At 51.9% G+C, this 25,565-nt stretch carries 20 protein-coding genes and 6 pseudogenes; 14 read left to right on the forward strand and 12 right to left on the reverse strand.

Annotation, left to right across the window (positions count from 1 at the left end; translation table 11 throughout):
• Window positions 1-230: 230 nt before the first annotated feature.
• Window positions 231-605 (forward strand): hypothetical protein, encoded by a 375-nt coding sequence (locus CES87_RS15550; RefSeq protein ID WP_128606807.1) that lies wholly within the window; start codon window positions 231-233, stop codon window positions 603-605.
• Window positions 606-855: 250 nt separating this feature from the next.
• The gene (locus tag CES87_RS15555) at window positions 856-1,287 is read left to right on the forward strand and encodes a hypothetical protein (RefSeq protein ID WP_128606808.1); all 432 of its coding nucleotides are present in this window, start codon (window positions 856-858) and stop codon (window positions 1,285-1,287) included.
• A 24-nt stretch (window positions 1,288-1,311) separates the two neighbouring features.
• On the opposite strand, the pseudogene CES87_RS33160 reads toward CES87_RS15555, so the two are convergent.
• A pseudogene (locus CES87_RS33160) lies at window positions 1,312-1,667 on the reverse strand (lysis protein); the annotation flags it as partial.
• 214 nt (window positions 1,668-1,881) lie between these two features.
• Between CES87_RS33160 and tnpB (CES87_RS34320) the strand changes: the two are divergent.
• The 5 genes and pseudogenes from tnpB (CES87_RS34320) to CES87_RS34325 form a co-directional block, all read left to right on the forward strand.
• A pseudogene (gene tnpB, locus CES87_RS34320) lies at window positions 1,882-2,155 on the forward strand (IS66 family insertion sequence element accessory protein TnpB).
• 308 nt (window positions 2,156-2,463) lie between these two features.
• Window positions 2,464-2,823, forward strand: coding sequence for an IS66 family insertion sequence element accessory protein TnpB (tnpB, locus tag CES87_RS15570; RefSeq protein ID WP_256590931.1), 360 nt, complete (start codon window positions 2,464-2,466; stop codon window positions 2,821-2,823).
• An 81-nt stretch (window positions 2,824-2,904) separates the two neighbouring features.
• Window positions 2,905-4,128, forward strand: a pseudogene (locus CES87_RS15575) (IS66 family transposase); the annotation flags it as partial.
• A gap of 81 nt (window positions 4,129-4,209) precedes the next feature.
• On the forward strand, window positions 4,210-4,350 hold the full coding sequence (locus CES87_RS33165; RefSeq protein ID WP_256590940.1) for a transposase domain-containing protein: 141 nt from the start codon (window positions 4,210-4,212) through the stop codon (window positions 4,348-4,350).
• Between the two features lie 49 nt (window positions 4,351-4,399).
• Window positions 4,400-4,552, forward strand: a pseudogene (locus CES87_RS34325) (transposase); the annotation flags it as partial.
• Window positions 4,553-4,715: 163 nt separating this feature from the next.
• On the opposite strand, the pseudogene CES87_RS15585 reads toward CES87_RS34325, so the two are convergent.
• The 10 genes and pseudogenes from CES87_RS15585 to wecB all read right to left on the reverse strand — a co-directional run bounded on the left by CES87_RS15585 (window position 4,716) and on the right by wecB (window position 17,301).
• Window positions 4,716-5,724: pseudogene (locus CES87_RS15585) on the reverse strand (glycosyltransferase family 4 protein).
• Window positions 5,721-6,678: pseudogene (locus tag CES87_RS15590) on the reverse strand (UDP-glucose 4-epimerase family protein). The pseudogenes CES87_RS15585 and CES87_RS15590 overlap by 4 nt, the downstream one beginning before the upstream one ends.
• A 2-nt stretch (window positions 6,679-6,680) precedes the next feature.
• The gene (locus CES87_RS15595) at window positions 6,681-7,859 is read right to left on the reverse strand and encodes a glycosyltransferase family 4 protein (RefSeq protein ID WP_128606809.1); all 1,179 of its coding nucleotides are present in this window, start codon (window positions 7,857-7,859) and stop codon (window positions 6,681-6,683) included.
• 7 nt (window positions 7,860-7,866) lie between these two features.
• Entirely contained in the window at window positions 7,867-9,516 is a 1,650-nt protein-coding gene (locus CES87_RS15600; RefSeq protein WP_128606810.1) for a heparinase II/III family protein, read from the reverse strand.
• A gap of 51 nt (window positions 9,517-9,567) precedes the next feature.
• On the reverse strand, window positions 9,568-11,406 hold the full coding sequence (gene asnB / locus CES87_RS15605) for an asparagine synthase (glutamine-hydrolyzing) (RefSeq protein ID WP_128606811.1): 1,839 nt from the start codon (window positions 11,404-11,406) through the stop codon (window positions 9,568-9,570).
• On the reverse strand, window positions 11,406-13,034 hold the full coding sequence (locus CES87_RS15610) for an O-antigen ligase (protein ID WP_128606812.1): 1,629 nt from the start codon (window positions 13,032-13,034) through the stop codon (window positions 11,406-11,408). The genes asnB and CES87_RS15610 overlap by 1 nt, the downstream gene beginning before the upstream one ends.
• A gap of 21 nt (window positions 13,035-13,055) precedes the next feature.
• Window positions 13,056-13,517: a serine O-acetyltransferase gene (locus CES87_RS15615; RefSeq protein ID WP_128606813.1), complete on the reverse strand. Its 462-nt coding sequence runs from the start codon at window positions 13,515-13,517 to the stop codon at window positions 13,056-13,058.
• A 262-nt stretch (window positions 13,518-13,779) separates the two neighbouring features.
• Window positions 13,780-14,763, reverse strand: coding sequence for a hypothetical protein (locus CES87_RS15620; protein WP_256590934.1), 984 nt, complete (start codon window positions 14,761-14,763; stop codon window positions 13,780-13,782).
• Between the two features lie 135 nt (window positions 14,764-14,898).
• Entirely contained in the window at window positions 14,899-16,164 is a 1,266-nt protein-coding gene (wecC, locus tag CES87_RS15625; protein WP_128606814.1) for a UDP-N-acetyl-D-mannosamine dehydrogenase, read from the reverse strand.
• A 9-nt stretch (window positions 16,165-16,173) separates the two neighbouring features.
• Window positions 16,174-17,301 (reverse strand): non-hydrolyzing UDP-N-acetylglucosamine 2-epimerase, encoded by a 1,128-nt coding sequence (gene wecB / locus CES87_RS15630; RefSeq protein WP_128606815.1) that lies wholly within the window; start codon window positions 17,299-17,301, stop codon window positions 16,174-16,176.
• 778 nt (window positions 17,302-18,079) lie between these two features.
• Between wecB and CES87_RS15635 the strand changes: the two genes are divergently transcribed.
• The 5 genes from CES87_RS15635 (at window position 18,080) to fabF (ending at window position 23,198) form a co-directional block, all read left to right on the forward strand.
• Window positions 18,080-18,277 (forward strand): hypothetical protein, encoded by a 198-nt coding sequence (locus tag CES87_RS15635; RefSeq protein ID WP_128606816.1) that lies wholly within the window; start codon window positions 18,080-18,082, stop codon window positions 18,275-18,277.
• 170 nt (window positions 18,278-18,447) lie between these two features.
• A complete protein-coding gene (locus CES87_RS15640) occupies window positions 18,448-20,442 on the forward strand; it encodes a nucleoside-diphosphate sugar epimerase/dehydratase (protein ID WP_128606876.1) in 1,995 nt (664 codons plus the stop codon).
• Window positions 20,443-20,554: 112 nt separating this feature from the next.
• Window positions 20,555-20,890 carry a helix-hairpin-helix domain-containing protein gene (locus CES87_RS15645; RefSeq protein WP_128606817.1) on the forward strand — a complete coding sequence of 112 codons (336 nt, stop codon included), beginning with the start codon at window positions 20,555-20,557 and terminating at the stop codon, window positions 20,888-20,890.
• Between the two features lie 208 nt (window positions 20,891-21,098).
• The gene (locus tag CES87_RS15650) at window positions 21,099-21,893 is read left to right on the forward strand and encodes an SDR family oxidoreductase (protein WP_128606818.1); all 795 of its coding nucleotides are present in this window, start codon (window positions 21,099-21,101) and stop codon (window positions 21,891-21,893) included.
• Between the two features lie 30 nt (window positions 21,894-21,923).
• Window positions 21,924-23,198, forward strand: a complete 1,275-nt coding sequence (fabF, locus tag CES87_RS15655; RefSeq protein WP_128606819.1) for a beta-ketoacyl-ACP synthase II — start codon at window positions 21,924-21,926, stop codon at window positions 23,196-23,198.
• Here the strand turns inward: fabF and CES87_RS15660 are convergent.
• On the reverse strand, window positions 23,195-23,752 hold the full coding sequence (locus CES87_RS15660; RefSeq protein WP_128606820.1) for a TetR/AcrR family transcriptional regulator: 558 nt from the start codon (window positions 23,750-23,752) through the stop codon (window positions 23,195-23,197). The genes fabF and CES87_RS15660 overlap by 4 nt on opposite strands.
• 175 nt (window positions 23,753-23,927) lie before the next feature.
• On the opposite strand from CES87_RS15660, the gene CES87_RS15665 reads away from it, so the two are divergent.
• Together CES87_RS15665 and CES87_RS15670 are read left to right on the forward strand one after the other, a co-directional pair.
• Window positions 23,928-24,581: a GntR family transcriptional regulator gene (locus tag CES87_RS15665; RefSeq protein WP_128606821.1), complete on the forward strand. Its 654-nt coding sequence runs from the start codon at window positions 23,928-23,930 to the stop codon at window positions 24,579-24,581.
• Window positions 24,582-24,596: 15 nt separating this feature from the next.
• Window positions 24,597-25,448, forward strand: coding sequence for a DUF1989 domain-containing protein (locus CES87_RS15670; protein WP_128606822.1), 852 nt, complete (start codon window positions 24,597-24,599; stop codon window positions 25,446-25,448).
• Window positions 25,449-25,565 lie beyond the last annotated feature (117 nt).

The raw sequence follows: 25,565 nt of genomic DNA on the forward strand, positions 1-25,565 counted from the left end.
GTTTGGCAACCGTATTGGATTGTTTCAATAGATGGCCAGCCAATTAAGGTTTCAGAGTCTGAAGCCTTTGGAAACGCTAATGCCATTGGCCCTATGCGTGATCGAATAACCATGCAAGTAGCGCAAGCGACCGATGCATTGTTGCCTGTTGGTCTTGTAGTCGGAGTAATCCTGTCTACATTGTCTCGGGGTAAAAGCGTAACCACCATTGGTTTACTGATGGCGCTAACATGTATGGGGGCGGTGCTGATTACATTCACCAGGAGCATGCTCCTGAGTTCGCTTCTAATTATATGTATGTTTTCCGTCTTTGTTTTTTATACCGCAAAGAGCTACGACTGAAGTTCCTATTGATTATTATATTGCTGAGCAGTACTGGCCTGGCATTCATATTCGCCACTGGCATGCAGGATATATGGGTAGGTCGAATGAGCAATTTGGCCGAAGTCAGAGAATCAGAAGAAAATTCATTTTCAAAAATCGATCCGAGCGTCGCCATGTCAGCCGTGTCGACCGCAGCAACAGAAACCAACGATTTCATAGCACCTTCAATTCTAGATGAATCGAGTGCAACAAAGGCAAATGGGACTATCACCCACGCTTAACGCCAGTTGAATCGACTGCTACAAAGGCACATGGGGCTGTCACCCCACACTTGCCGTCAGTTAAATCGACTGCAACAAAGGCAAACGAGATTACCAAAGTACCTACAACGCAAAATGAAGCTACTAAGGTAGTGGCATCCGAAAATATCAGCGTTTCCTCAGAACTTGCAGAAGCACCTACCGTAAAACATAGTAAAGATTTCAATGTCAGCTCGCGATTTCACGAGTACCGTATCGCATGGGAAATGTTTTGACCAACCCCGTCCTTGGCAATGGCTTGGGCGTAAAGCATGAAATGCAGTGGGAGGCTTCCGACGGAGTTTTTCTCACTAAATACGTGGGCTATGTACATAACTGGCTTTTTTATATATTGATGGTCGGTGGCATTAGCGGGTTGATAATTTACTCGCTTGTTCTGTTCGGGCCTGTAGTTTTCCGCCTGTCTTCGATAAGTTCTGAATCGACTTACTGGACACTTATTCGAGCAGTTTTAATGACCATGATTGTGTACGCAGCTTTTTTTGCGGTATTCCGACTTATTACATTCAATCTTTTGATTGCGGCAACCTGGGGAGTTGTCTATGCGAAAATTATAGCCGACCGTCAAAATAATCAACGGGACAGTGAGAGCACGGTTAACCCGCTGAAGGAGCTGAATGGACAGCCAGACCTTTCGTACTGAAGATGGAAGACTTGATAAGTACTTTTACTGACGCGTTAGGAACTCTTTGGCGTAGGCCTGACAAGCCGCTAAGGCGACTAATCCTTCATCGCCGGCGTAGGTAATGGCGATGATTCATTGAGCATGCGCTGTGTCGAGGCGGGCGCGCGTTACTCCATGAACCACCCCGACGGCTTCGGCAGCGGTAGGCATGAACAGCCGCCGGCTGAATCCGTGGCGTCGAGTAGGACTACAGCCAAAGATCTGAAGTGGCAAGACGATCGCGCAGGCGAGCCTGGTTGGTTTGAGCATCACTAAATTCCTTGGGTCTGGTCGCTGGCCGAAAACCGCTGCTGAAGGGCCAGCCGCTTGTGTTGTTCGGCCTGCTGCTGCACAGCGGCCGGATTGCTTATGTCGGGTAAGCGCTCCATAAACCCTACCTATTAAAAAATTGGCGGCACGCTTGGCGTGTGCGAGCCACCAAAACTCGGGGCATGAAATCAAATCATGGTGGGTGAAGCTCATTCGTAAGGAATCCGAGAACCCCACTTTCAAAATCCCCAGTTGATCCCCGATGCTGTGCTCCCGATCTCTTTCTGGAGCCTGCACGTCATAATGCGACCCGATGCAAAAGTGGAAAAAGTGTATCTGTACCCCAAGCAGGTGGATTTTCGAAAATCCATTGACGGTCTCGCAGCTTTCGTCGAGCTGGATGTCAAAGTCGCTGTGTTCGACCCGGTGCTATTCGTCTTTTCTGAATCGCCACCGTAATCGAGTGAAAATCCTCTACTGGGAGCGCAACGGCTTCTGCCTTTGGCTCACTCGGCTGAATGGAGTCCGAGCGTTTTATAAAAGTCGCCTGACGCCCACGACGAGGCCGTCATGCTGAGCGTCCAGGAGTTGAACTGGCTGCTCGACGGTTTTGATCTGTGGGGCAACCGTCCGCGTCAGGTTTTGACGCCGCGATTTGTCGTCTGATTGGGAATAATCCGGGCCACGATTGCCTTGCCCGACAACCTCCTTGATGATCCGTTTCTGCCCAAGTAAATGCTTGTGCAGATGCTCGGTGAGCGTTAGGTGGACAAGGGCCATTGTTGACCTGAAAGAACAGATGTAAGCGCTCCATAAACCCCACATTCAAAGCGCTTAGCTGATGCCGGATGCTGTGCTCCCGATTCCCTCAGGAGCCCGTTCGCCATGATGCGACCCGACGCAAAAGTCGAAAAAGTGTATTTGTACCCCAAGCCCGTCGACTTTCGAAAATCCATCGATGGCCTGGCGGCGCTGGTTGAGTTGGATATAAAGGTGGCGGTCTTCGACCCCGTGCTTTTCGTCTTCCTCAACAAACCTCGCAACCGCGTGAAAATCCTGTATTGGGAACGCAACGGCTTCTGTCTTTGGCTGAAACGCTTGGAGTCCAAGCGATTCAAAACATCGCCCGATGTCACCGACGAGGCGATCGTCCTGACTGTCCAGGAACTCAACTGGATGCTCGACGGTTTCGACCTTTGGCGAAACCGTCCTCATCAAGTTTTGACGCCGCGATTCGTAGCCTGATTCGGTATAATCCAGGGCATGAATTCCATGCCCGAAGACCTTCCGGATGATCCTGAATTGCTCAAGCAGATGCTTGCAAAGATGCAATCCAGAGTGGGTGTGCTCGAAGAGCAAGTTGCGCTGCTAAGGCAACGGCTGTTCGCTAGAAAATCTGAGCAAACGGTCGATCCAGCGACTCCGCAAATGGCGCTGTTTAACGAAGCGGAGCACGAAGGAAAGCCTGCGGGCGAGACTTCAGAAGAAGAGACCGTTGCTACGGCCAAGCGTCGCGGTAAGCGCAAGCCGTTACCTGCCGATCTTCCTCGTATTGAAGTCATCCATGAGCTTCCCGAACACGAGCTGACTTGCATCTGCGGTTGCCGCAAACACGCCATTGGCGAGGAAGTCAGCGAGCAGCTTGAAATCGTGCCGATGCAGATTCGTGTGATCAAACACGTTCGTAAAGTCTATGGCTGCCGCGATTGCGAAGCACCACCGGTCACCGCAGACAAGCCGGCTCAAGTGATTGAAAAAAGCATGGCCAGCCCAAGTGTCTTGGCGATGCTGCTGACCACCAAGTATGTCGATGGACTGCCGCTTCACCGTTTTGAAAAAGTACTGGGTCGTCACGGCATCGATATTCCACGCCAGACCTTGGCACGCTGGGTTATCCAGTGCGCTGAGCACTTCCAGCCGCTGCTGAATTTAATGCGCGATAGTCTGTTGGCCAGCCGTGTCATCCACTGCGATGAAACACGCGTGCAGGTGTTGAAAGAGCCTGATCGAGAGCCGAGCAGCCAGTCCTGGATGTGGGTGCAAACGGGCGGCCCGCCAGATAAACCGGTGATCCTTTTTGACTTCTCCACCAGCCGGGCGCAGGAGGTGCCAACGCGCCTACTTGAAGGTTATTGCGGTTATTTGATGACTGATGACTATGCGGGCTACAACGCGTTGGGCTCCCAACCTGGCGTAGAGCGGTTGGGCTGCTGGGCGCACGCGCGGCGCAAGTTCGTCGACGCGCAAAAGTGCAACCCAAGGGCAAGTCAGGACGCGCCGATATCGCATTAAAACTGATCAGTAAGCTTTACGGTATCGAGATTGCGCTCAAGCAGTGCAGCGATGAGGGGCGGAAAAGGGTCGTCAGGAGTTGAGCGTCAGCGTGCTGAGCGAACTGAAAAATGGATGGTAAAAACCTTGCCATATGTGACGACACAAAACGCATTGGGCAAAGCGGTCGGCTACCTTGCCAGCAACTGGAACAAACTTGAACGCTACGTCGAAGAAGGCTACTTGCCGATCGACAACAACGCCGCCGAACGAGCCATCAGGCCCTTCGTTATCCGAAGAAAAAACTGGTTGTTCAGCGACACGCCCAAAGGCGCAACGGCCAGTGCTCAACTTTACAGTTTGGTCGAGACAGCCAAAGCCAACGGCCAGGAGCCCTACGCGTGGCTGCGCCACGTATTAGAGCGGCTGCCCCTGGCGACCTCGATTGAAGATTATGAAGCGCTGTTGCCCTGGAGCTGTACACCCCAATCTCATAGTTAAACGCTCCGCTCGCCTTTGACTAGGTGGGGTTTGTGGAGCGCTTACAATGCGTCCAGTCATCCTGTTTGATTACACTACCAGCCGAGCGCAGGAGGTACCGTTGCGCCTGCTTGGTGATTATCGGGGTTATCTGATGAGCGACGATTACGCGGGTGGTAACGCCTTGGGCGCGTCGAGCGCGACCTCAAGGAGGCCAGTGATGAACAGCGCTGATGCGTGGTTGCGCCACACACTCGAGCGCCTGCCACAAGCCTCGAGCGTAGAAGACCTCGAGGCCTTGTTTCCGGGGAACTGCGCACCGAAGATTCCAAGATAGCCATAGATCCCCACCTTTAAAATGTGGGGTTTATGGAGCTCTTACAATATTACTCTCTCGCTCCGGCATTGAACCGGATGGCTAGAACTACCAGTGGTAGATAAGCTAACAGAAGTCCAAGTACCCCATCAAGCCGACCAATTCCGACCAATAACGCTATAGGTAATAACCAGAAGAGATTGATAGCAGCAACTGTTAACGTCACAGGTAAGTGTTTGCCGAACTGACGCGATGCGAATTGATAAGCATGACTGCGATGAGCTTCGTATACCTTGTCCCCCCTCAACAGGCGGTGGAGCAAGGTCCAAGTAGCGTCAACAATGAACACTCCCAGTAAAATCAACCAGCTCCACAGAAGTTGCGGTGCAACCCATGCTGCCTGCAAGGAAAGTACGCCCAGTGTTATTCCCAGGAAACCACTACCAGCATCCCCCATGAAGATCCGCGCCGTTGGGAAGTTCCAATAGAGGAAGCCTGCCACCGCGAAAGCTAGTAACAGTGGTAAAAGTGCCAACAACTCATTGCCAGTCAGCCAGTACAACAGTGATCCACCCAGGCACACACAAATTGCTTCTACACTAGCAATGCCGTCAATACCATCCATAAAGTTATACAGATTCAATAACCAGACTAGATAAACAGCTGCTAGTGCATGGCCAACCCAGCCCAGTTCAAGTGTGAATCCGAAAATATAATCGGCGGAAAACCGCCTATCCAGAAGAGTGCCCAAATGGCTGCAATAAAGTGGCCTAGTAGGCGCCAACGGGCGACGATATGACCGTGATCATCGAGAAAACCCAATACAGCAATACCCACACCCGCACCAAATAGTGCCCAACTTAAGGGCCAAGCGACAAAACCCATGCTGGCGGTGATCATCAATGCAAGCAGAAAGCTGACAACAATAGCAACTCCACCTCCCTAGGCGTCGGTACGACGTGCGAGCTTCGTGCGTTAGGTATGTCTATCAAGCTCCGAGCCAATGCGTACTGACGCAATGCTCCAGTGAGAATAAGTGCAACAACGGCTACGGCCGGCAATAACCACCACATTTTCATTTAGTGTGCTTTTCCAAAAAATGTTTAGCCGTTTTGCGCAACGCCTCATCGACGCTGACCGGCGGTGTCCAGTCCAAGAGTTCACGGGTTTTGCTGATGTCAACTTGCAGTGAGCCGCACAGCCGCTTTGCAAGCGCCTGCTTACCTAGCATCGATGCGCAGGTTTCAAGGAACCAGCTGGGTACGAACAGCAAACGCGCAGGTTTGCCTAAGGCGATTCCCATCTTCCGCAACAGCATGGTAGTCGAAAGATCTTCGCCATCGCTAACGAGAAAAGTCTGGTTTGCAGCAGCGGGATGATCAATGCAAGTAAAATTAAGTCTACAAGATTGTCCAGCGCAACAAGACTGCGTTTGTTATGAATTGCACCAAACGGCAGCGGTACTCCTTTGTAGAGCCAGCGCATCATACTCAGGAAGTTAGCTTGTACACCTGGCCCATAAACCAGTACGGGGCGGATGATGACTACCTCCATACCGGTTTCCGCGGACAGCGCGCGCAACTCCTGTTCGGCCTCCAGCTTTGAGATCCCATAGGGATCAAGAGGCATCGGTTGACTTTCGGCACTGTAAGAGTTGCCTGAAGTTGTGCCCTCACCGTTGACTTTTACTGAACTGATGAAAAGGAATCTTTTGATGCCCGCGTCAGCCGATTGCCGGGCGAGATTCAGAGTGCCTTCAACGTTGGTTTTGCGATATTCCGCAAGGGATCGGACGAATCATCACTCATGACATGCACGCGGGCAGCCGAGTGGATGACGGTGTCATGCCCCCTTAGCAAGGGTTGCCAGTTTTGATTGTTCGACAGATCTTCTATCAAAGCTTGTGTCGCACGAGAATCCAGATCTTTCGTGACTTTGCGAACTGCGGCAGTGACCTCATGGCCATGCTGGAGCAGCAGGGGGGTCAGGCCGCGGCCCACAAAGCCAGTTGCGCCTGTAAGTAAAATACGCATGATCATGAAATCTCCGACACAGAAATTACATCAGCCGCCATGTCGCGCATGATGTTCACCCTGGCGAAACGATCAACGAAGGCCGTACGTACGGAGGTTGAAATCTCCAGTTTTTCGAACGATTCTGCCGCCGCGTCTACATCGCAAGGTGGAAATACCAATGCATTTTCAATATGCTCAGAGACAAAGTCCGCCGCGTACCCGGCTATGCCAGCCCAGATTGGTTTTCCCATCGCTGCATATTCGAATAGTTTTGAAGGCAATACTTTACGGAATGCATCGTAATCATTCAGGTGCAGAAATAATATATCCGCCGACTGATAGACGTTGATGAGTTCGTCACGTTTAATCGGGCTCAACAGTTCGACATTATTACAATTGGATGCACGAATGGCTTCCTTTAGCGCTTCAAGTCTGCCGCCGTCACCGATTACTTTGAATCGCAACTTTCCTTCAAAACGCTTCGCCAGTTGGGGAATTATATTGTGAAGACCCTGTCCTTCCCCAATGTTTCCTGCATACGCCACATCCAAAGTCCGATTTAGGTCATTTCCAGTTTGAGCGGTGGGTAGGCTGAGAAATTCGTCATCGATTCCATTTGTAAACAATGAGTACGACTGGTCTGGGTATCTGGATTTGAAGTATGGAAGAAATCCCGCAGAAACCAGGTTGACTTTTTTGGCCGATTTTACTGTGAAGCGCTCAAGCAAAGAGAGGACCGGTTTGATAACCCGGATCATCTTTCCGGGTAAAACGTCCTTGATGGTGTCAACAAAAATGTCGCGAATGTCCAAATAGAGAGCCGTTTTTTTGCTGCGAGCGATTACGGCACCCAGTGTCGCTGTCATCAGGCGTGATGAAGTTGCATAAACAAGATCGTAGTGCTTGCTTTTAGTGATGCTACGCACGTACTTTGCGTAAACCAAGAACGCCTTTGCCTGATCAACCATCCCGCTTTTGTGAGCTGGAAGGGCAATACGGCGTATTGTCAGACCTGGGTGCTCTTCCAGCTCGGGCGCTTCGCTGCTGAACGAACTGTAGCGATTCGGCAGGGTAGTAATCAGTTCAATATGAGCATTGGCTGGCAGTTTTTCGAGCAATGCCTTTACTAGAGCCGTGGTGCGGAATGACCCTGCGGACAAATCCGGTTGATAGTAGAAGCTCAATATTAATAGTTTCAAATAAACCTCACCACGTTACGCTGGTCATAAGTGTGTCTGACGATAGCTCGGCGACGATGCATTGGTTCGGAACTGATTTACCGAACTCCGGATGCCAGGTTGTATCCGCAATCGTGATGCGTGCAGCGCCCAATATGGAGACAGAGACAACATCTCCTGAAGCAAGGGTGATCATTAGATTCCTATCGTTCTTAGTCACTGTGGCGTCAGGGTGAATATGAAATCTTGCAATGGATTTTTCAAAAGTACCTGTGACGATATCGCTTATCTGCAAAGTGTTCATTGATGCGGTCCACTCACGTGTGTGCAGATTCCTTCCCTTCAAACGTTTGTATCCGTCATGCGAACAACGTATGCGAACAGAACCTCCGGAGCTTTCGAAAGTATTCAAACTGACATGGGCGCGACGGGCTACTCTGAAGCCGGCCCATACCTCCGACGAATTTTCTCCATCGATTTCAACAGTGTTATGTGCCGCGGTACTACGTTGACGATGCCGCTCACTGTCTTCGCCATACTGCGATGTCCCCGAATTCACGAATACCCGCTGGCAGAAAATGCTCAATTCGAAGCTCAGTGTATCTGCATGGGTGTGCCCAGGCTGATAATCGGGAGCGATTTGCGCAAAATTTAAAAGTGCTTTACTTCCCTTTCCAAAGTCGATCTCCGCATAACCACTTTCAGAATGGCATTTTGCGGAAACCGAAGAGGCTCCAATTATTTCTGCTGGGGGCTGACAGCCCAGCAAGCCTGCGTAACTTTCAATATCCCGCAGTGTCGGTGCAATGCCGAAGGCGGAGTCATTAAAGAATGGAATTCCGCCATCCGGATGCTGCATGCTGCGTAGCCAAATAATCCCACGCTCAACAACCTTCTGCCATTCGATCACACGACTTTTCAATGTGCTGATAGGAGTGTTGAGTGCCAGATTCATCAAATCGCACATGTCCCATAAAAGGGACGCGTGATACATGGGAGATAGCTCGTAGTGCGCGCCGTCGGCGAGGAATTGCTCCTTGATCTCACCATCCAATATCTTTAATCCGGTTTTCAGCCAGCTCTCGGCCTGATCGCCCAGCATGAAGCTACCCGCGAACACAAGCGCCTTGCCGTTCACAAACAAGTGATTTGCGAGGATGTGGTATTCAATTTGTTGGGAAAGCGCATGCGATTGCATTGCCAGACTTTCAAGCCAGCGCGGATCCAGCTGGGGTTGCAATTGAAACCATTTTATCAGATTCACGATCCTGAGTGACAGCGTATAAGGTTCCCAGCCGCAGCCGTTAAAAGGCGGATTGGCGTGAATCCAGCTGTTGACCAGATCGGTTTCTAATAAGGCTGGAGGATTCTCCTGGCGGGAGCCTAGGTGATCCAGATAATGCAAGTTGTATAGCCAGATTTTTGGCAGCGTATTGTTACTCCAGTCAATGGGCGCCTTGCTGCCCATAAAATCAAACTGGCCATCCCCCGTTATCCGCGATGAACTCCAGCGGGGGGGATTGGCTAAATCAAAGGACGTGTTTTTGCTGATGCCCGTTGCTGTAAACGGTTTTATCTTGGCGAAACGATAGTAGATTCGATAGAGAACCTGTTCCGGCCGTAGCATCTTGGCAGTGTGGTAGAGCTTAGAAAGCCGAGCTGTCCGTGCGTTGCGCATAAGAGTCACTAATTCAAATGGATAAATCGTTGCAAAGTATTTTCGAACAGCTTAAGCGAAATTGAATTTAAGCCAACGCTCAAAATACAGGAGTTGCCACAGCTTATAGGTGTTATTTGTAGCGCCGGAAAAATGACTTTTTACCAGTCTTTCCACTTCTTCGCGATTCAGGAACTGATAGATCCGCTGGAATTCAGATGTCAGGCGTTCCGCGCCTAGGCGCAAAATAATCCCATCCAAAGGCGGGTTAAACCCTGTTTTCGGACGGTTGACCAGCGCGGATGGAAGCAGACTTTTCAAGAGGGCTTTGAGCGGGGCCTTGGGGGCACCGCCCTTTAGCAGGTCGGCACTGGTGGTGGCACATCCGTTGGCAACAACGCGCTCATCCAGCAATGGCACTCTCAGTTCAATGCTTGCAAGCATACTTGCCTTGTCGGAAACTCCGAGGTTGTGACTCAAAAATCCGGTCAGGTCAAAATGCTGTGCGCACTTTACTTTATCATTCACATCGCCATCGTATTGAACCAATATACTGTCCAATCGCTGCTTGTAAGTATGCTCCAGTTCCGGGTAATTGGAGAAGAATTTGCTGAGCTCCTGCTTTGAAAAATACCCGAGCATCCGGGAATACGCCAAAGGCCAATAACTTTCCTGGGCGTAGGAAACGAGGCGCTCAAACTTTTTATCCAGTTTTTTCGGAAAAAGATTGAGTTTCAGCAGCGACTTAAGCAACGGGTATATTGAGCGAATCAGTCTATGATTTTTGAGTACCTTGTATCGTGGATATCCTGCGAACGCCTCGTCACCGCCCATTCCACTGAGCATTACAGTGTATCCACTCTTCCTGGCTTCTGCGGACAGCTGATAGGTGGCCCAGAAAGTATAATCGGACACAAGCTCTTCGGTATTTTTAGCTACGAAGTCAATCGATTCAAGCAGGTTGTCATTTGAGTCGAGAATCTCGGTGACTTTAAGTTCTTTGCCTAAATATTTCGCGATGTCGGCAGAAAATTTCATGTCGATCGCGGAGTCTTCTGTTTCTTCGTATTTTGCAAAAAACAGATCTGCATCACCTGTATAGTTTGCAAGGATGCTAGAATCCGCTCCACCACTGAAGAATACCCCAACCGGTACATCTGCTTCCAATTGTCGGGTGACTGCAGACTTTACAGTTTCAGCAACGGAACGTTGAGTCTTGAAGTTGATAATGCTCTGATAGCGTATGGTGTTACACGCCCCAGTTAACGTATCAAACTCGATATAGGTTCCTGGTTGTACTTTTTTAATTGCTTTGTAGCCGGTGTTTGGTTCGTAGAGGAAGCCGTTATTGAAGAACTCGAATACGTCATTGTGATCGATTTCACTGACGACCTCAGAGTAGCTTTTAAGGCCGCGTATTTCTGAGCACGCGTACAGGCCGTTGGCATTTGAGTAGTAGTACACAGGCTTTATGCCCACTACATCTCTGGCAAGAAAAAACTTCTTGGTGTTTTCGTCGAGAATGACCAATGAGAACATTCCTTGCAAAAGCTTGAAGGATTGTTCCTTATATTCGACATAAAGCTTCAATATGACTTCGGTGTCTGAAGTTCCATTGAAGGAGTACCCTTTTTTAATCAGGTCGTCGCGCAACTCGTGATGATTAAAGACTTCACCATTAAAAATGATGCTGACACCATTTCCAGCATGCATGGGCTGGCTGCCCGCGGCCGTGAGATCCAGAATACTTAGTCGGTTATGACCGAGTCCTACCTGGTAATCCGCCACAGTGGTGAAGTACGTTCCAGAGGCATCCGGCCCCCGATGTTTTGTGACGGCAAGACTCACTTCCAGTTGGCGGTTGGCGTCGGAAATGGAATGTTTTACACAAAAAAAAGTTAAACCGCACATTACGCCTGTAGCTCCGTGTGTTTCTGATCGGCAGTGTTTTGCATAGAAAACGGTTCGTTGTCAGAAGGAGTGTCCAAAAGTGCACTCTTCCTATCATTATTTTGAATTTTGGGTGCTCGCGAAAGCGCTTGAGTGAGGATGATTCCCCATGCGGTGGCAAGTAGCAGGTTGAACGTGATAAGGCGGAAAACGGCAAAAAACAAACCATATATCGCCATGGTCAACACCACGGATCGAATGATTGTCCAGTGGACTGACTCGATTCTGAGCGAGGTCACTCTAAAGAGAATCGGACCCAGCAATACCAGAGCATAAGTAATGATTCCAAGCAGACCGCCCACCATCAATGTATAAAGAGGCCAGTTGTGTATGTATGCAACCCACTGGGTAAATGATTCTCCATTGGATGTTTCCCAGCGCATTTCATGTTTGACGCCCAGTCCATTACCTAGCACCGGGTGCGATTTAAACATGTCCCATGCAATGCCGTATTCTACAACACGCGAAGAGACGTTGAAGTCGGCATTTTCTTTTGTTGGAACTATTGGCTGCAGCATTTCATCGCCTGTAGCGATTTTTGTTTCGACGTTCGGCCCCCGGTTGACGATCGCTTCTACTCCTGACTCGATCAGAAGACTCATTCTGCCGAGCCAGATCTGTTGCATGTCCGTAGAGAAAATGAAAAGCAGCCCGCATATTCCCAAGGCAGCGCCGCTAATCGATAATCTTTTTCGCAGTTTGGCGTGAAAAATGAATATAACACTGGAAAACAGCATGATGACCATTAGCGCGCTCAATAGCATGCTTCGGGTGAAAGTAATCAAAACAGCGGTCATGCAAAGAAGTGACATCAGCGCGCCGACAGAAGCAATTTGCTTTTGGCGAGACAAGATGCAAGTGACAAAACCGGCTGCCATTCCCACGGGTAGAAGACTGTCCGTCGCTTGTGCCACGGCCATGGTTATACGGTCTCGCATAGGGCCAATTGCGTTGGCATTATGCAAGGCGGCTTCTTTCGTGAGTTTGATGGCTTGTGCGTTTGTCGGGTCGATCCAATAAGGCCTCCAGATGCCCTGGTAAAAGTAGTAAAAAACGATGTACCCGGCGGTCAGGAAAATAAGCGTTGCAACGGAGCCGCCAACCCAACGAATCCGGCTTTCATCATTCCCGATCAATATGCAGACAGGGAATAGCGCGTATATGAACAAGAAGGGAGTTACACCCCTCAACCAGTCAGATAGGGGGACATGATTAAGTATGGCAATCGCCAGGTTGATGCCCAATATCATGAAGCCAACCAACAGGGGGGCGGCAAATATTTTTAGAGCGTCTTTTGTTTTGTACGTGCGCAGCAGCTTTATTATGCTCATCGCAAAGATGGCGGATAGAAGTGCCGCAAAAGACAACTCCTGCAGGCCTAATGAAGCCGGGGCTGGACGCATGGCGAATGCCATTGGAAAAAGCGCCAGCAAGCCATGCCAGGGTGATGCCAGTGCCATAAGAACAAGAAGAAGAGCGCCGATGGCGCCGATATAAAAAGCGACACCAGGATCTTGTGAAAGAAGAATGGCAATGCCAGTTCCTGCGGCAATCGCGCAACTATTCTTATTAAAATATGATTCGTTCATCACTATTCTCCTGCCATCTTGTCAAGGGCGTATTGCTTTGAAGTCAATAGGCGTCTGGCCAACAATTCGAGCAGGTATGCCAACAACGACAGAGTTGTCTGGTACGTCTTTCAGTACGACTGCGGACGCGCCGATCTGGCAGTTATTACCGATTTTAATATCGCCAATGATTCTTGCACCTGCGCTGATATAACAGTTGTCACCAATAACAGGGCATTTGTTTATTTCACTGGATGCAAAACCTTCGGCGGCTCCGATCGTAATACCCTGGCCAAGTACGCAACCACTTCCGATTTTGGAGTTTGCGTGAAGCACAACGCCTATGGCGCCATAGGCAAAAATAGAGCCCTTTCCTATGCTCGCGGAAACCGGAATATAGGAGTTGAAAATCAAAAAAATGAAATTTCGAATAAGCATCGGAACAATCGGAATCTTTCGTTGATAAAACCAGTTTCCAATTCGATAAAGCATGACTGCGTTCATGTTCAAAACCTCAATTTACGGAAATCTGCCGGGCGAAGCCGGAGTGTCCAAACTGCGATAATCAATAGGGAGGACATGTAGAGAATGCCCCAGATCAAACTGATGTTTGCTATGATTATTGAAATGGGTGCCAACATGGACACCCAAAAGACCACAGGAAGCCGAATTCCAGGTCGACACAGCAGATGCAATGTCAGAAGGTACGCGGAGAAGCCCAGTGCATAGAATACTTTGGCAGCCTCGAGTGCCTGCACGAAGAAAATCATGCAAACGACTGCGATCCCCCCAGAAATACATTTGTTGCAATGACTCTGCGGTGAAGTCCTGAAGCGATCAGGTATCTTTCAGTCACGACCGCCCAGTAGAGAACCGGCAAGCAAGGAAGCAGGGCCAGATACCCTGAATATTTTGGAAAGAGCCACGAGACGAAGTATCCGAATAATCCGACCAGTGCAAAGTAGAATAAAGCGATCGACATGATGATTCGATACTGTTCCTGGCGCTGCCCTCCGGATATGAACGAAACAAATACAGCTCTGACGTTAATGGGGAAGAGGCTGGTCGCTGATTGAATGATCGATACAATCACGCGGAATAGTCCCAGTTCGCGGACGGGCAGGATTTTCGAAAGTATGTAGGGCAGTATGTTAGTGAACATATTATAGAACAGCGTTATTGAAACCATGCGTGGCAGAAGGGTGATGACCTGCCAAAGTGTTGATCCCAATTGTTTGCCGAGTGGTAATTTGGCTCCGTTAGTAAAAAGTGCAACCAGCGCAAAGAGGCACGGAATCAGGTTCGTCAGGCAAAGAATATCCACGATGCTGAGCGGCCATATGTTTTTATGACTGATAAACAGGGCGGCAAAAAAAACGCTCAGGAATAAAACCAGGTATCCAATGATCCAGCGGTAAAGACGCAGTCCAAAAAGTGACAGCAAACACGCTGAACTAAGCAGCATCACGCTGAGTAGCAAGGGACTGCCCAGATCCGTTAGCAGACTTAATCCGCTAAAGAGTAGGAAGATCAGACCTGCCATGAACAATGAAGTGACAAGGATATATTCGGCTTCAACGCTTGCAAGAAGTTGTTCGTTGATTATGTCCAGCAGTTTCTGAAATAAAAAAACTAGCACGTTGGTTTTAATGAACTCGCCGTAGGCGTCAAGTCCATATAGGCCTGGAATAACAAAATTTACAACCAGGCCACTAATCAGTGTCAGTGCCTGAATCAGCAGATTGACCATGTCACAACATTCCTCAATCTCATCATGACTAATTCGAGCACATGATCATCTGAATATTAATCGAATTAATTTATTGTGCGAGACCAGATGACACATTGAATCAACTGGCCGCGCGTTCAGCATTTCGAAAGGAGGTCAGTTCCAGATACCGCGTGTATCGACCCGCTCGGCGTGCTCTAGGCGACTACTGGAGATGGATTTGAATTCCTTGTGGTCGACAAGTAGGACAGCGACATCTGCGCGGTTCAAAGCATCCTCGGTATTGCAGAGAATGACCTTACCTTCCATGTTGGCAGGCAGCTTGTCGATGTTGGGTTCGACCGCCAGAACTGTTCCTGGATGAGCATCGGCAATTTTCAAGGTGATTGCCTTGGACGGGCTCTCGCGCAGATCGTCGATATCCGGTTTGAACGCCAATCCGAAACAGGCAACTGTAACGCTCTTGGCGGTTTTGTCCGGGTTTTCTTGAAGGTGCTTGCCAATGGCCTGTTGGACTTGGTCGATCACCCATTGTGGCTTGCTGTCATTGACTTCACGAGCGGTGCGGATCAGGCGCGCTTGCTCCGGAGTTTTGCTGACAATGAACCACGGATCCACCGCGATGCAGTGGCCGCCAACGCCAGGGCCGGGTTGTAGAATTTTCACGCGTGGGTGGTGATTCGCCAGGCGGATCAATTCCCACACGCTGATACCCAGCTTGTCGCAAATAATCGAGAGTTCATTCGCAAAAGCAATGTTTACGTCGCGAAAGCTGTTTTCGGTCAGTTTGCACATCTCGGCGGTGCGGGCATCAGTGATGATGCATTCGCCTTCTACGAATGTCTTATACAATTGTACGGCGGCAGCCGAGCATTTCGGCGTCATACCGCCAATGATACGGTCGTTTTCAATCAACTCACGCAGTACATGACCGGGCAGGACGCGCTCGGGGCAGTGAGCGATACGAATGTCAGAGTCTTCGCCGTGCGTTTGCGGGAAGCTCAAGTCGGGACGGGCTTCGGCCAGCCAGGCAGACATCTGTTCGGTTGCACCCACTGGAGAAGTGGACTCTAGAATGACCAGGTCACCCTTTTTCAAGACTGGAGCAATGGATTTGCTTGCGGACTCGATATAAGAAAGATCGGGTTCATGGTCGCCTTTGAAGGGCGTAGGTACAGCGATCAGGAACGCATCAGCCGGCTCGGCGATAGTGGTTGCTCGCAGGTAACCCTCAGTCACTGCGGCGTGGACGACCATATCCAGATCCGGTTCGACGATATGGATTTCACCGCGATTGATCGTCTCGACAGCGCGGGGATTCACATCCACGCCAATCACCTTTTTTTTGCGTGCGGCGAAAACGGCTGCGGTTGGCAGTCCGATGTAGCCGAGACCGACCACAGAAACAATTTGAAAGCTCATACGTGGGCCTTATTCGATTTTGGAAAGAATTTCGAGAATGCGAGCACAAGCCTTCCCATCACCGTAGGGATTGTGAGCGTAACTCATCTGCTTGTAGGCATCAGAGTCAGTCAGCAGGCGGCTCAGGTTGCTTGTAATTGCGTCAACTGAAGTACCGACCAGTTTTACGGTGCCGGCCTCGACAGCTTCCGGGCGTTCCGTTGTATCACGCATCACCAGGACGGGCTTGCCGAGCGACGGGGCTTCCTCTTGAATACCGCCCGAATCGCTGAGGATAAGGTAGGAACGATTCATCAAATAGACGAACGGCAAATAATCCAGCGGCTCGATCAGGTGAATGTTTTCGATGTCCGCCAAAAGCCGGTTCACAGGTTCCCGCACATTCGGGTTCAGATGCACAGGATAGACAATCTCGACGTCCGGGAAGGTTTTCGCGGTATTGGCCAGTGCTTTGCAAATGTTCTCGAAGCCATCGCCAAAGCTTTCACGGCGGTGGCCGGTGACCAGGATGACTCGCTTGCCTTCACCGATAATCAAAAATTGCTCGTGGAATGCTTGCTGCAAAGCCGGGGTGCCGCTGACTCTTGCGACAACGTCCAGCAAGGCGTCAATGACAGTGTTGCCTGTCACATGAATTGAAGCTTCGTTCACACCTTCGTTGAGCAGGTTCTGCCTGGAGGTCTCGGTAGGGGCGAAATGCACGGCAGCCAATGCCCCTGTCAATTTACGGTTAGCCTCTTCCGGCCAGGGCGAATACAGATTGCCGGTTCGCAATCCTGCCTCGACATGGGCAACCGGGATCTGCTGATAGTAGGCCGCCAGTGTCGTTGCAAACGTGGTTGCCGTATCGCCGTGCACCAGGACGATATCCGGTTTGTATTCGGCAAAGACTTCTTTCATTCCTTGCAGGATTGCCGTGGTGACGTCGGTCAGATCCTGACCCTGCTTCATGATATTCAGATCGAAGTCAGGAATGATCTGGAACAGTTCCAGTACTTGATCGAGCATCTGGCGATGCTGACCGGTCACGCACACTTTGGCTTCGAAGCGTTCGTCGGCAGCAAGGCTCAGCGCTAGGGGAGCCATTTTGATTGCTTCAGGGCGCGTGCCGAACACACATAACGTTTTCAAAGTCATCACAACACCGCTATTGGAAATTAATGAATTTTTTGCGTACACATGCCGTACCACTTGTCCGTAGAGGGGGATTTGCTAACTCACTGAGCCACCCTTCCTTGGTTCAGCCCGATGACCGGCATTTCAACCGGCGTGTTAAAGCCAGCGGGTTTTACATAAGTATTCATTGGGTTTCTTGATGTTCTGTACATGTTGTGCTCAACGCATAAGTGGTTTTTTTGGTTGTTATTAATCCGGTTTCCGGAATTTCCCACTTTTCGAGGTATCTCATCTCGAGCTACGGGCCGCTTTCGCACCCCATGTTCATTTTTTTTCGTTGGTAAAATCATGCGTTGAATCGCGTGGTCGATCGATCATCGGGACACTTGTCCAAGCGGAGCCTCGAGCGCTGGCGCAGCTTGCCATTTGATGCTGGATTCATGCGCGGTTGCTCGCAGCGAGCCTGTAATTCCTTTAGCGTAATCGACGTTGTCGAGAGACATCTTTGTCATCTAGGGCAAACGCTCAATTTGTGAAGTCGCGCATCTCTTCGGGAATAGAAGGTGTCAGCGCGTCTGGTGTCGAACGTGAAACATGTGAATGCGTCGCGGATTATAGCCTTCTTTGCGCGGCGCTTTCCAAGGTTGTGGCATTGCGAGGTGCTTTCCCGCGCTTCCGTTGTTGATTGGCGCCTGATCGACTGGAAGCCTGCTGTTTTTTTTTACGCTATGTCATTGATCCGCTGCCTGAAATAGCAAATGTCTAGCTCAGGTTGAACGGGTTCCTGCCAAAGTGATCGATGAGCGGTAACCGTTTTTACGCCTTGGCCGTCATCGGCGTGCTTTACATGCTGCCGGACAAACCCGAAGCAGGTGACGATTCCCGCTTCGGGGGAGTCAATGTCATGCGATATCCTGAAGGACGGACGATTTTCATTTTTTTCTTGTGTCCTGCGGCATTCGGCACCAAGTGTTTTTATCCAGGCAGAGGGTTTTAAAGGGATTTTTGCCACAACCTAGGTATCATGGGGCCGACACCAGTGCCCATACAGGGGGCGAGGGACAGAAGATTCGGGACCGGAGCATTGTGTATCTGACCGTTTCATTTTTACTCTAAAGGTAATAGTTTTTCTCGGTTCAGGAGCTTGAAGGGGTGTTCGATAGGTTTATGGAAAAAATAAGAGCTGTTTTGTTGAGCCTTCCTCGCCGACGCAAGCGGGTCTTGCAGGTAACTGCCGATATTTTTCTGGTCTGGCTATCTCTGTGGATGGCTTTTGTCGTACGTCTAGGGATAGACGAATTGGACAGTCCCATTCAGCAGCATCTTTGGCTGTTTTTCAGTGCCCCTGCCGTGGCTATTCCTCTTTTTATTCGATTTGGCATGTACCGCGCTGTCATGCGCTATGTCGGTAATGATGCACTGATCGCAATCGTCAAGGCGGTTACTCTTTCATCGCTTATTCTGGGCATAGTGGTTTATTGGTATAGCAATCATCAAACGATCGTGCCGAGATCAATCATTTTCAATTACTGGTGGCTCAGCCTTGTAATGATCGGCGGATTGCGAGTCGCCATGCGACAGTATTTTTCAGGCGATTGGTTTGTCGCGGCTCAGCACGTTCCATTTGCCAATATTGACGATGGGTTGCCACGGGTCGCTGTTTATGGTGCCGGCGCAGCAGGTAACCAATTGGTTGCCGCCTTGCGGATGGGGCGGGCCATGCGTCCGGTAGCGTTCATCGACGACGATGGCAGCATTGCCAGCCGCGTCATCGCAGGCTTGCAGGTATTCAAGCCTAAACATATTCAGCAAATGATCGATACCACCGGTGCTCAAGAAATTCTGTTGGCGATCCCTTCCGCAAATCGAGGCCGTCGCCGTGAAATTCTCAGTTTCCTCGAGCGGTTCCCCCTGCATGTTCGCAGTGTTCCGGGATTTATGGATCTGGCGAGCGGGCGGGTCAAGGTCGATGACATTCAAGAGGTAGATATCGCGGATCTGCTGGGACGGGATGCCGTGCCGGCCCAAGGGGATTTACTCGAACATTGCATAACTCGTCAAGCCGTCATGGTAACGGGGGCGGGTGGGTCAATCGGCTCTGAATTGTGCCGTCAAATACTCGAGTTGCAACCTACTACACTCCTGTTGTTCGAACACAGTGAATTCAATCTCTACAGTATTCTCTCCGAGTTGGAGCAGAGAATTTCTCGTGAATCGCTTTCCGTAAAGTTGTTGCCGATTCTCGGTTCTGTTCGAAATGAGAGCAAGTTGCTGGACGTGATGAAGACTTGGCATGTCGACACGGTCTACCATGCCGCGGCCTATAAACATGTCCCGATGGTTGAACACAACATCGCTGAAGGCGTGTTGAACAATGTCATCGGTACTCTGAATACTGCACAGGCTGCCCTGCAGGCAGGAGTAGATAACTTCGTTCTCATCTCTACAGACAAGGCCGTACGTCCAACCAATGTGATGGGGAGTACCAAGCGTCTTGCGGAGCTGACGCTCCAGGCACTTAGCCGTGAGAAAGCCCCGGTGTTGTTTGGTGACCAGGCGTGCGTGTCTCAAGTCAACAAAACCCGCTTTACGATGGTGAGGTTTGGGAACGTTCTGGGCTCCTCCGGCTCGGTGATTCCTCTTTTTCACAGACAGATAAAGTCAGGTGGTCCGCTGACCGTTACTCATCCGAAAATCACCCGTTACTTCATGACTATTCCGGAGGCGGCCCAATTGGTCATTCAGGCGGGCTCGATGGGGCAGGGTGGCGATGTATTTGTGCTCGACATGGGCGAGCCGGTGAAAATCGTGGAGTTGGCGGAAAAAATGATTCATCTGTCGGGGCTGAGCGTACGCTCGGAAAGAAACCCACATGGTGATATCGATATCGAGTTTTCCGGCCTTCGTCCCGGGGAAAAGCTTTACGAAGAGTTGTTGATTGGCGATAACGTGGCGGCCACCTCGCATCCTATGATCATGACCGCCAACGAAGACTACCTGGACTGGGATGTGCTCAAGGAAAAACTGGCACAGTTGCTGGTCGCGATCGAGCACGATGACTACTCGAGAGTTCGCCAACTTCTGCGCGAAACCGTCAGCGGCTACACCCCCGACGGCGATATAGTCGACTGGATCTACCAGCAACGTCGCCTCGAACCTTGATTGTTTCACATCCGGCAACAGACACATTTTTGACAGGCTCCAGACATCGCCTAAGTTTGGGAGGCAGCTTCGGAAAAGCTGCTTCCTTAATCGATGTCATGGAGCTTCATTTATGCGTACTGGCTATTTCTACTCCCTGGTTTTTGCCCTGCTCACCTGCGCTTCAACGACCGTAATTGCTGCGCCCGTTGCAAAACCTGAGGCTGGCAATGCACCTCAGATGCAAGAGGTTTCCCCGAAAGCACAGAGCGGTAAAGTCGATCTCAACGTGGTAGATGCACCAACCTTGCAGCGCGAATTGTCCGGCATAGGCGAGGCCAAGGCTAACGCGATTGTTGCGTATCGCGACATTAATGGTCCATTCGCATCGGTGGACGAGTTACTGGAAGTGAAGGGTATCGGCAAGGCGATTCTGGATCGCAATCGCGATAGGCTGGAAGTGAACTAAGCTCATTATTCAACGCCAAGGGGCCGGTCATTGACCGGCCTTTTTGCATTCAGGCGAACGCTAGCATGTGATGCCCTGCGTCAGTGTCGTGAAAATTACGACTATCATATACAGATTAAATTATGCCTATAATAAAGCGGCTTTCCCGTCGAAGCGCCTTGAGACCAGGCGCTTGCCTTTCCCTCTAGCATCTCACAGGAGCACAGTCATGAATTCTGTCCAGTCCAAAGGCACAGCCCTCGTCACCGGCGCTTCCTCCGGTATCGGTGCGGTTTACGCGCAGCGCCTCGCGTCCCGTGGTTTTGATCTGTTGCTGGTTGCTCGCGATCAGCAGCGGCTCGACGAGGCTGCCAGCAAGTTGCGCTCTGACTATGGCGTTCAAGTCGAAGTGCTCAAGGCGGATCTGACGCAAAAGGATGATGTGCTCAAGCTCGAACAACGGCTGCGCAGCGATTCGAGCATTAGCCTATTGTTGAATAACGCTGGTGTGGCCGCGGATGGTTTGCTGGCCAATGCCGATACCGATCAGCTGGAACGGATGATTCAGTTGAACGTCACGACGGTTACACGTTTGGCATCGGCGGCAGCGGCCAGTTTTGCCAAGGCGGGCCGCGGGACGATCATCAACATTGCATCAGTGGTGGCGTTGTTTCCCGAGCGCTTCAACGCAACCTACAGCGCCAGTAAGGCTTACGTGCTGAGCCTGACCCAATCGCTGAATGCCGAACTCGATGGCACCGGGGTCAAGGTCCAGGCAGTGTTGCCAGGGGTAACACGTACGGAAATCTGGGAACGCTCTGGTATCGATGCTTCGCAGATTCCTGCGGAGATGGTCATGGAGGCGGGTGAAATGGTTGACGCGGCGCTGTCGGGTCTGGATCAGGGCGAGTTGGTCACCATTCCTTCGCTGCCGGATGCCGCCGACTGGAATTCCTTCGTCGCGGCACGCCATGTGATGGCGCCGAATCTTTCTAAAAGCACAGCCGCAGCGCGTTATAAATGAAGCGCGAGAAATCGGCCTGAGGTAATGCAAATGAGTGATCGTCGAGTGGTAGTAACAGGCATGGGCCTGGTGTCTCCGTTGGGTAGCGGAGTCGAAGCGGTCTGGAAGCGTCTGCTGGCCGGGCGTTCCGGATTGCGCAATTTGCCGGACGAAGTGGTTGCTGATCTGCCAGCCAAGGTTGGCGGCGCAGTGCCGACGCTGGCAGACGATCCGGAGGCGGGTTTCGACCCGGACCGGGCAACGCCACCCAAAGAACAGAAGAAGATGGACCGCTTCATTATGTTTGCCATGGAAGCGGCGCGTCAGGCTATTGAGCAGGCTGGCTGGCAAGCGCAGACCGCCGATGCCCAGGAGCGCACGGCCACCATCATTGGTTCCGGCGTAGGTGGTTTCGGTGCGATTGCCGATGCGGTGCGCACCACGGATAGCCGAGGTCCACGGCGTTTGTCGCCGTTCACTATCCCGTCGTTTCTGGTCAATCTGGCGGCGGGGCATGTGTCGATCCAGCACGGTTTCAAAGGCCCGCTGGGTGCGCCGGTGACGGCGTGTGCGGCCGGGGTTCAGGCAATTGGCGACGCTGCGCGGCTGATTCGGTCCGGCGAAGCGGACATCGCTGTGTGTGGCGGTGCGGAGGCGGCGATTGATCGGGTGAGCCTTGCCGGGTTCGCTGCCGCTCGCGCCTTGTCCAGCGGCTACAACGACACCCCCGAGCGCGCGTCACGCCCCTTCGACAGTGGCCGTGATGGCTTTGTCATGGGCGAAGGCGCGGGCCTGTTGGTGATCGAATCTCTGGAGCATGCCCTGGCCCGTGGCGCTCAGCCGCTGGCGGAACTGGTCGGCTATGGCACCAGCGCCGATGCTTATCACCTGACCGCTGGCCCTGAGGATGGCAGCGGTGCGCGTCGCGCGATGTCGCTGGCCTTGGCTCAGGCGGGTGTTTCACCAGGGCAGGTTCAGCATCTGAATGCACACGCAACCTCGACGCCGGTTGGCGATCTGGGAGAATTGGCGGCGATCAAGGCGTTGTTTGGTGCGGATAACAAGATCGCGGTGACATCTACCAAATCGGCCACCGGGCATTTGCTCGGTGCGGCAGGCGGGCTCGAAGCGATCTTCACTTTGCTAGCGATCCGTGATCAGGTCGTACCGGCGACGCTCAATTTCGATAACCCGGACCCCGCCGCCGAAGGCGTGGACATCGTCCACGGTCAGGCCAGACCGATGGCCATCGAGTACGCATTGTCCAATGGTTTCGGGTTTGGCGGGGTCAATGCCAGCGTGTTGTTCAAGCGCTGGCAGGGTTAGTCCTGTGAGTGGTTGAGGTGTTCGCGCGTGACGTCGAGTATTCGCTGGGCGAACTCGACGTCGGCGACGCTGCGCGATAACAGTAGTGCGCCGACTAGTGTCGACATGATGACGATGCTGCGGTCCACGGTGTTTTCACCAGCAAGAGTGCCTTGTATCTGTTGAAGCCGTGCGTTGAGCACCACGTCGGAAGTCGGGCTCGGCTGACCGCGCATACCGAGTTCCGATGACATGGTCAGCAGCGGGCAACCTTCGTGGGGCGAAGTTTTGTGCCATTCAGACAAATAGGTATCGATGAAAGTCTCCAGTGGGCGGTCCTGGGCGAACAGTTCGGCGCAAACACTGGCGACCTGATCGCCAGCGGCCTGCAACGCTTTTTCCACTAACTCGTCCTTTGACTTGAAGTGCGAATAAAAGCCACCGTGAGTCAAGCCCAGCGATTTCATAAGCGGTTGCAAGCCGGTCGCGCCAATTCCGTCACGGCGAAAGCGCACTGAAGCTTCCTTGATGATGCGTTGGTGAGTCTGGGCTTTATGGTCCTGCGAGTAACGCATCTGATATCTCCACATCAATGCGCCATATTAACCAATGAAAATTGGATGGTGACTGTACTTCTACTTCTAAAAAGCACGCAGATGCGTCGAACTTGATTGAAACGCACCAGAGTAGTGGCACGAATAGTGATTATTCATTAGCTGACGATTGTTGAACAATCCTGAGGCAATGAGTATGAGCAGCGGACTGTCACTGGCCGATCACATTACATTGGAATTACGTGCCGACATCATTGGCGGTCGTTTGTTGCCCGGCATGGCACTGGTGGAAAACGATCTGGTATGTGCCTACAACGCTTCGCGCAATACTATTCGTGAAGCCTTGCACCGGCTGGGGCAGGAAGGACTGACTCGCTATGTGCGCAATAAAGGCGTGATGGTGCGCCGCTTGGGTTTTGATGATGTGCGGGACCTGTTCAAGGTCCGGCGCACGCTGGAACTGCAGGCTATCAGCACGAGTCGCGCACTACGCGACTATCAATCCGACCGGATGCTCGAAGCTCTCGAGGGCACCGAGCTGGCTCGGGAGCGCGAAGACTGGCGCGCTGTCGGCACCCACAGCCTGGCATTTCATCAACACATTGTCGGGTTGCTGCACAGTCCGTTGTTCGATGAGTTCTTCACCAACGTCGTTGCGCAATTGCGCCTGGTGTTCTGTACCGCTCCCGACGAGTCGAAATTTCAGGCGCCCTGGCTGGTTCGTGACCGACAGATCCATGAGCTGCTGGTGGAGGGTGACAAACACGCCGCCGAAGATGCCATGAGCCGTTATCTCGACGACTCCGAACACCTGCTATTGCAAATGCTTGCCCCTTCTTCTCATCACTGATCGAGGATTCGTGCCATGTACAAAGACTATCCGGCGGCCTACCAAGTCAGCAAAGGCTCGGCCTTGCAGGTGGACAAGGCCTTTTACGAACGGGTGCGCGACGCCAAGGACGGGCGCACGCTGATCGAATCGTTCGAAGTGCCGATTCGCACCGGACGCGCCTGGAAGGTCCCGGCCGGGCATGTGTTCAGGGTTACGACTCCTGTCGGCCCGCAAGTGGGTGACTTCAACGTGTGGAACGCCCACGATCCGCGCGAACGCCTGTGGGCCTCGCGCACCCGGCAATTGCAGGGCGCTCATGTCAGCACTCACGATCGGCTCTGGTCGAACCTGCCGTTTTTACGCCCGTTGGTGACCATCACCGATGACAGCCTGGCCGGTTATGGCATTGATGAACATGGCGGTCGCTTGCACGATTTGCTCGGCACCCGTTGCGATCCCTATGTGAACAAAATGCTCACCGGCGAAGATTTTCATCATCACTGCCACTCCAATCTGACCCGCGCGGTACTGCCCCACGGCCTGACTGAATTCGATGTGCACGACGTGCTGAACATTTTCCAGTGCACGGGCCTGAACCATGACGACATGTACTTCATGAAAGCCTGTCCGGCGCAGAAGGGGGACTACCTGGAGTTCTTTGCCGAGATCGATCTGCTGTGTGCACTGTCGACTTGCCCGGGCGGTGATCTGTCGATGGCCATGTGGGGGCCGGATGCACAGGACCCGCTGAGCGTGTGTCGTCCGCTGGGGGTAGAAATTTATCGGCTGGAGGATTCATTGCTGCAGGGCTGGAGCCAGCCGGAGCGTGCGGCGTACAAGGGGCTGCATGGCTTGCACATCGCCAAAGCTGATTGGGAAAAGTAATCGGCAAACACCGGACTTGTAGGAGCGAGCGGGCGGCGATCCGACTTGCCCGCGAAGGCGTCCTCGAGAACGCCTTCGCGGGCAAGTCGGATCGCCGCCCGCTCGCCCCTACAGAAG

This window comes from Pseudomonas sp. ERMR1:02, from assembly GCF_002277815.1.
GTDB lineage: Bacteria > Pseudomonadota > Gammaproteobacteria > Pseudomonadales > Pseudomonadaceae > Aquipseudomonas.

Coding starts and splice junctions, on each gene's coding strand:
- CES87_RS15550 (WP_128606807.1), top strand. CDS start 231: ATGTATGGGGGCGGTGCTGATTACATTCACCAGGAGCATGCTCCTGAG.
- tnpB (WP_256590931.1), top strand. CDS start 2,464: ATGATGCGACCCGACGCAAAAGTCGAAAAAGTGTATTTGTACCCCAAG.
- CES87_RS15600 (WP_128606810.1), bottom strand. CDS start 9,516: ATGCGCAACGCACGGACAGCTCGGCTTTCTAAGCTCTACCACACTGCC.
- asnB (WP_128606811.1), bottom strand. CDS start 11,406: ATGTGCGGTTTAACTTTTTTTTGTGTAAAACATTCCATTTCCGACGCC.
- CES87_RS15610 (WP_128606812.1), bottom strand. CDS start 13,034: ATGAACGAATCATATTTTAATAAGAATAGTTGCGCGATTGCCGCAGGA.
- CES87_RS15615 (WP_128606813.1), bottom strand. CDS start 13,517: ATGAACGCAGTCATGCTTTATCGAATTGGAAACTGGTTTTATCAACGA.
- CES87_RS15620 (WP_256590934.1), bottom strand. CDS start 14,763: ATGGTCAATCTGCTGATTCAGGCACTGACACTGATTAGTGGCCTGGTT.
- wecC (WP_128606814.1), bottom strand. CDS start 16,164: ATGAGCTTTCAAATTGTTTCTGTGGTCGGTCTCGGCTACATCGGACTG.
- wecB (WP_128606815.1), bottom strand. CDS start 17,301: ATGACTTTGAAAACGTTATGTGTGTTCGGCACGCGCCCTGAAGCAATC.
- CES87_RS15635 (WP_128606816.1), top strand. CDS start 18,080: ATGAGCGGTAACCGTTTTTACGCCTTGGCCGTCATCGGCGTGCTTTAC.
- CES87_RS15640 (WP_128606876.1), top strand. CDS start 18,448: ATGGAAAAAATAAGAGCTGTTTTGTTGAGCCTTCCTCGCCGACGCAAG.
- CES87_RS15645 (WP_128606817.1), top strand. CDS start 20,555: ATGCGTACTGGCTATTTCTACTCCCTGGTTTTTGCCCTGCTCACCTGC.
- CES87_RS15650 (WP_128606818.1), top strand. CDS start 21,099: ATGAATTCTGTCCAGTCCAAAGGCACAGCCCTCGTCACCGGCGCTTCC.
- fabF (WP_128606819.1), top strand. CDS start 21,924: ATGAGTGATCGTCGAGTGGTAGTAACAGGCATGGGCCTGGTGTCTCCG.
- CES87_RS15660 (WP_128606820.1), bottom strand. CDS start 23,752: ATGCGTTACTCGCAGGACCATAAAGCCCAGACTCACCAACGCATCATC.
- CES87_RS15665 (WP_128606821.1), top strand. CDS start 23,928: ATGAGCAGCGGACTGTCACTGGCCGATCACATTACATTGGAATTACGT.
- CES87_RS15670 (WP_128606822.1), top strand. CDS start 24,597: ATGTACAAAGACTATCCGGCGGCCTACCAAGTCAGCAAAGGCTCGGCC.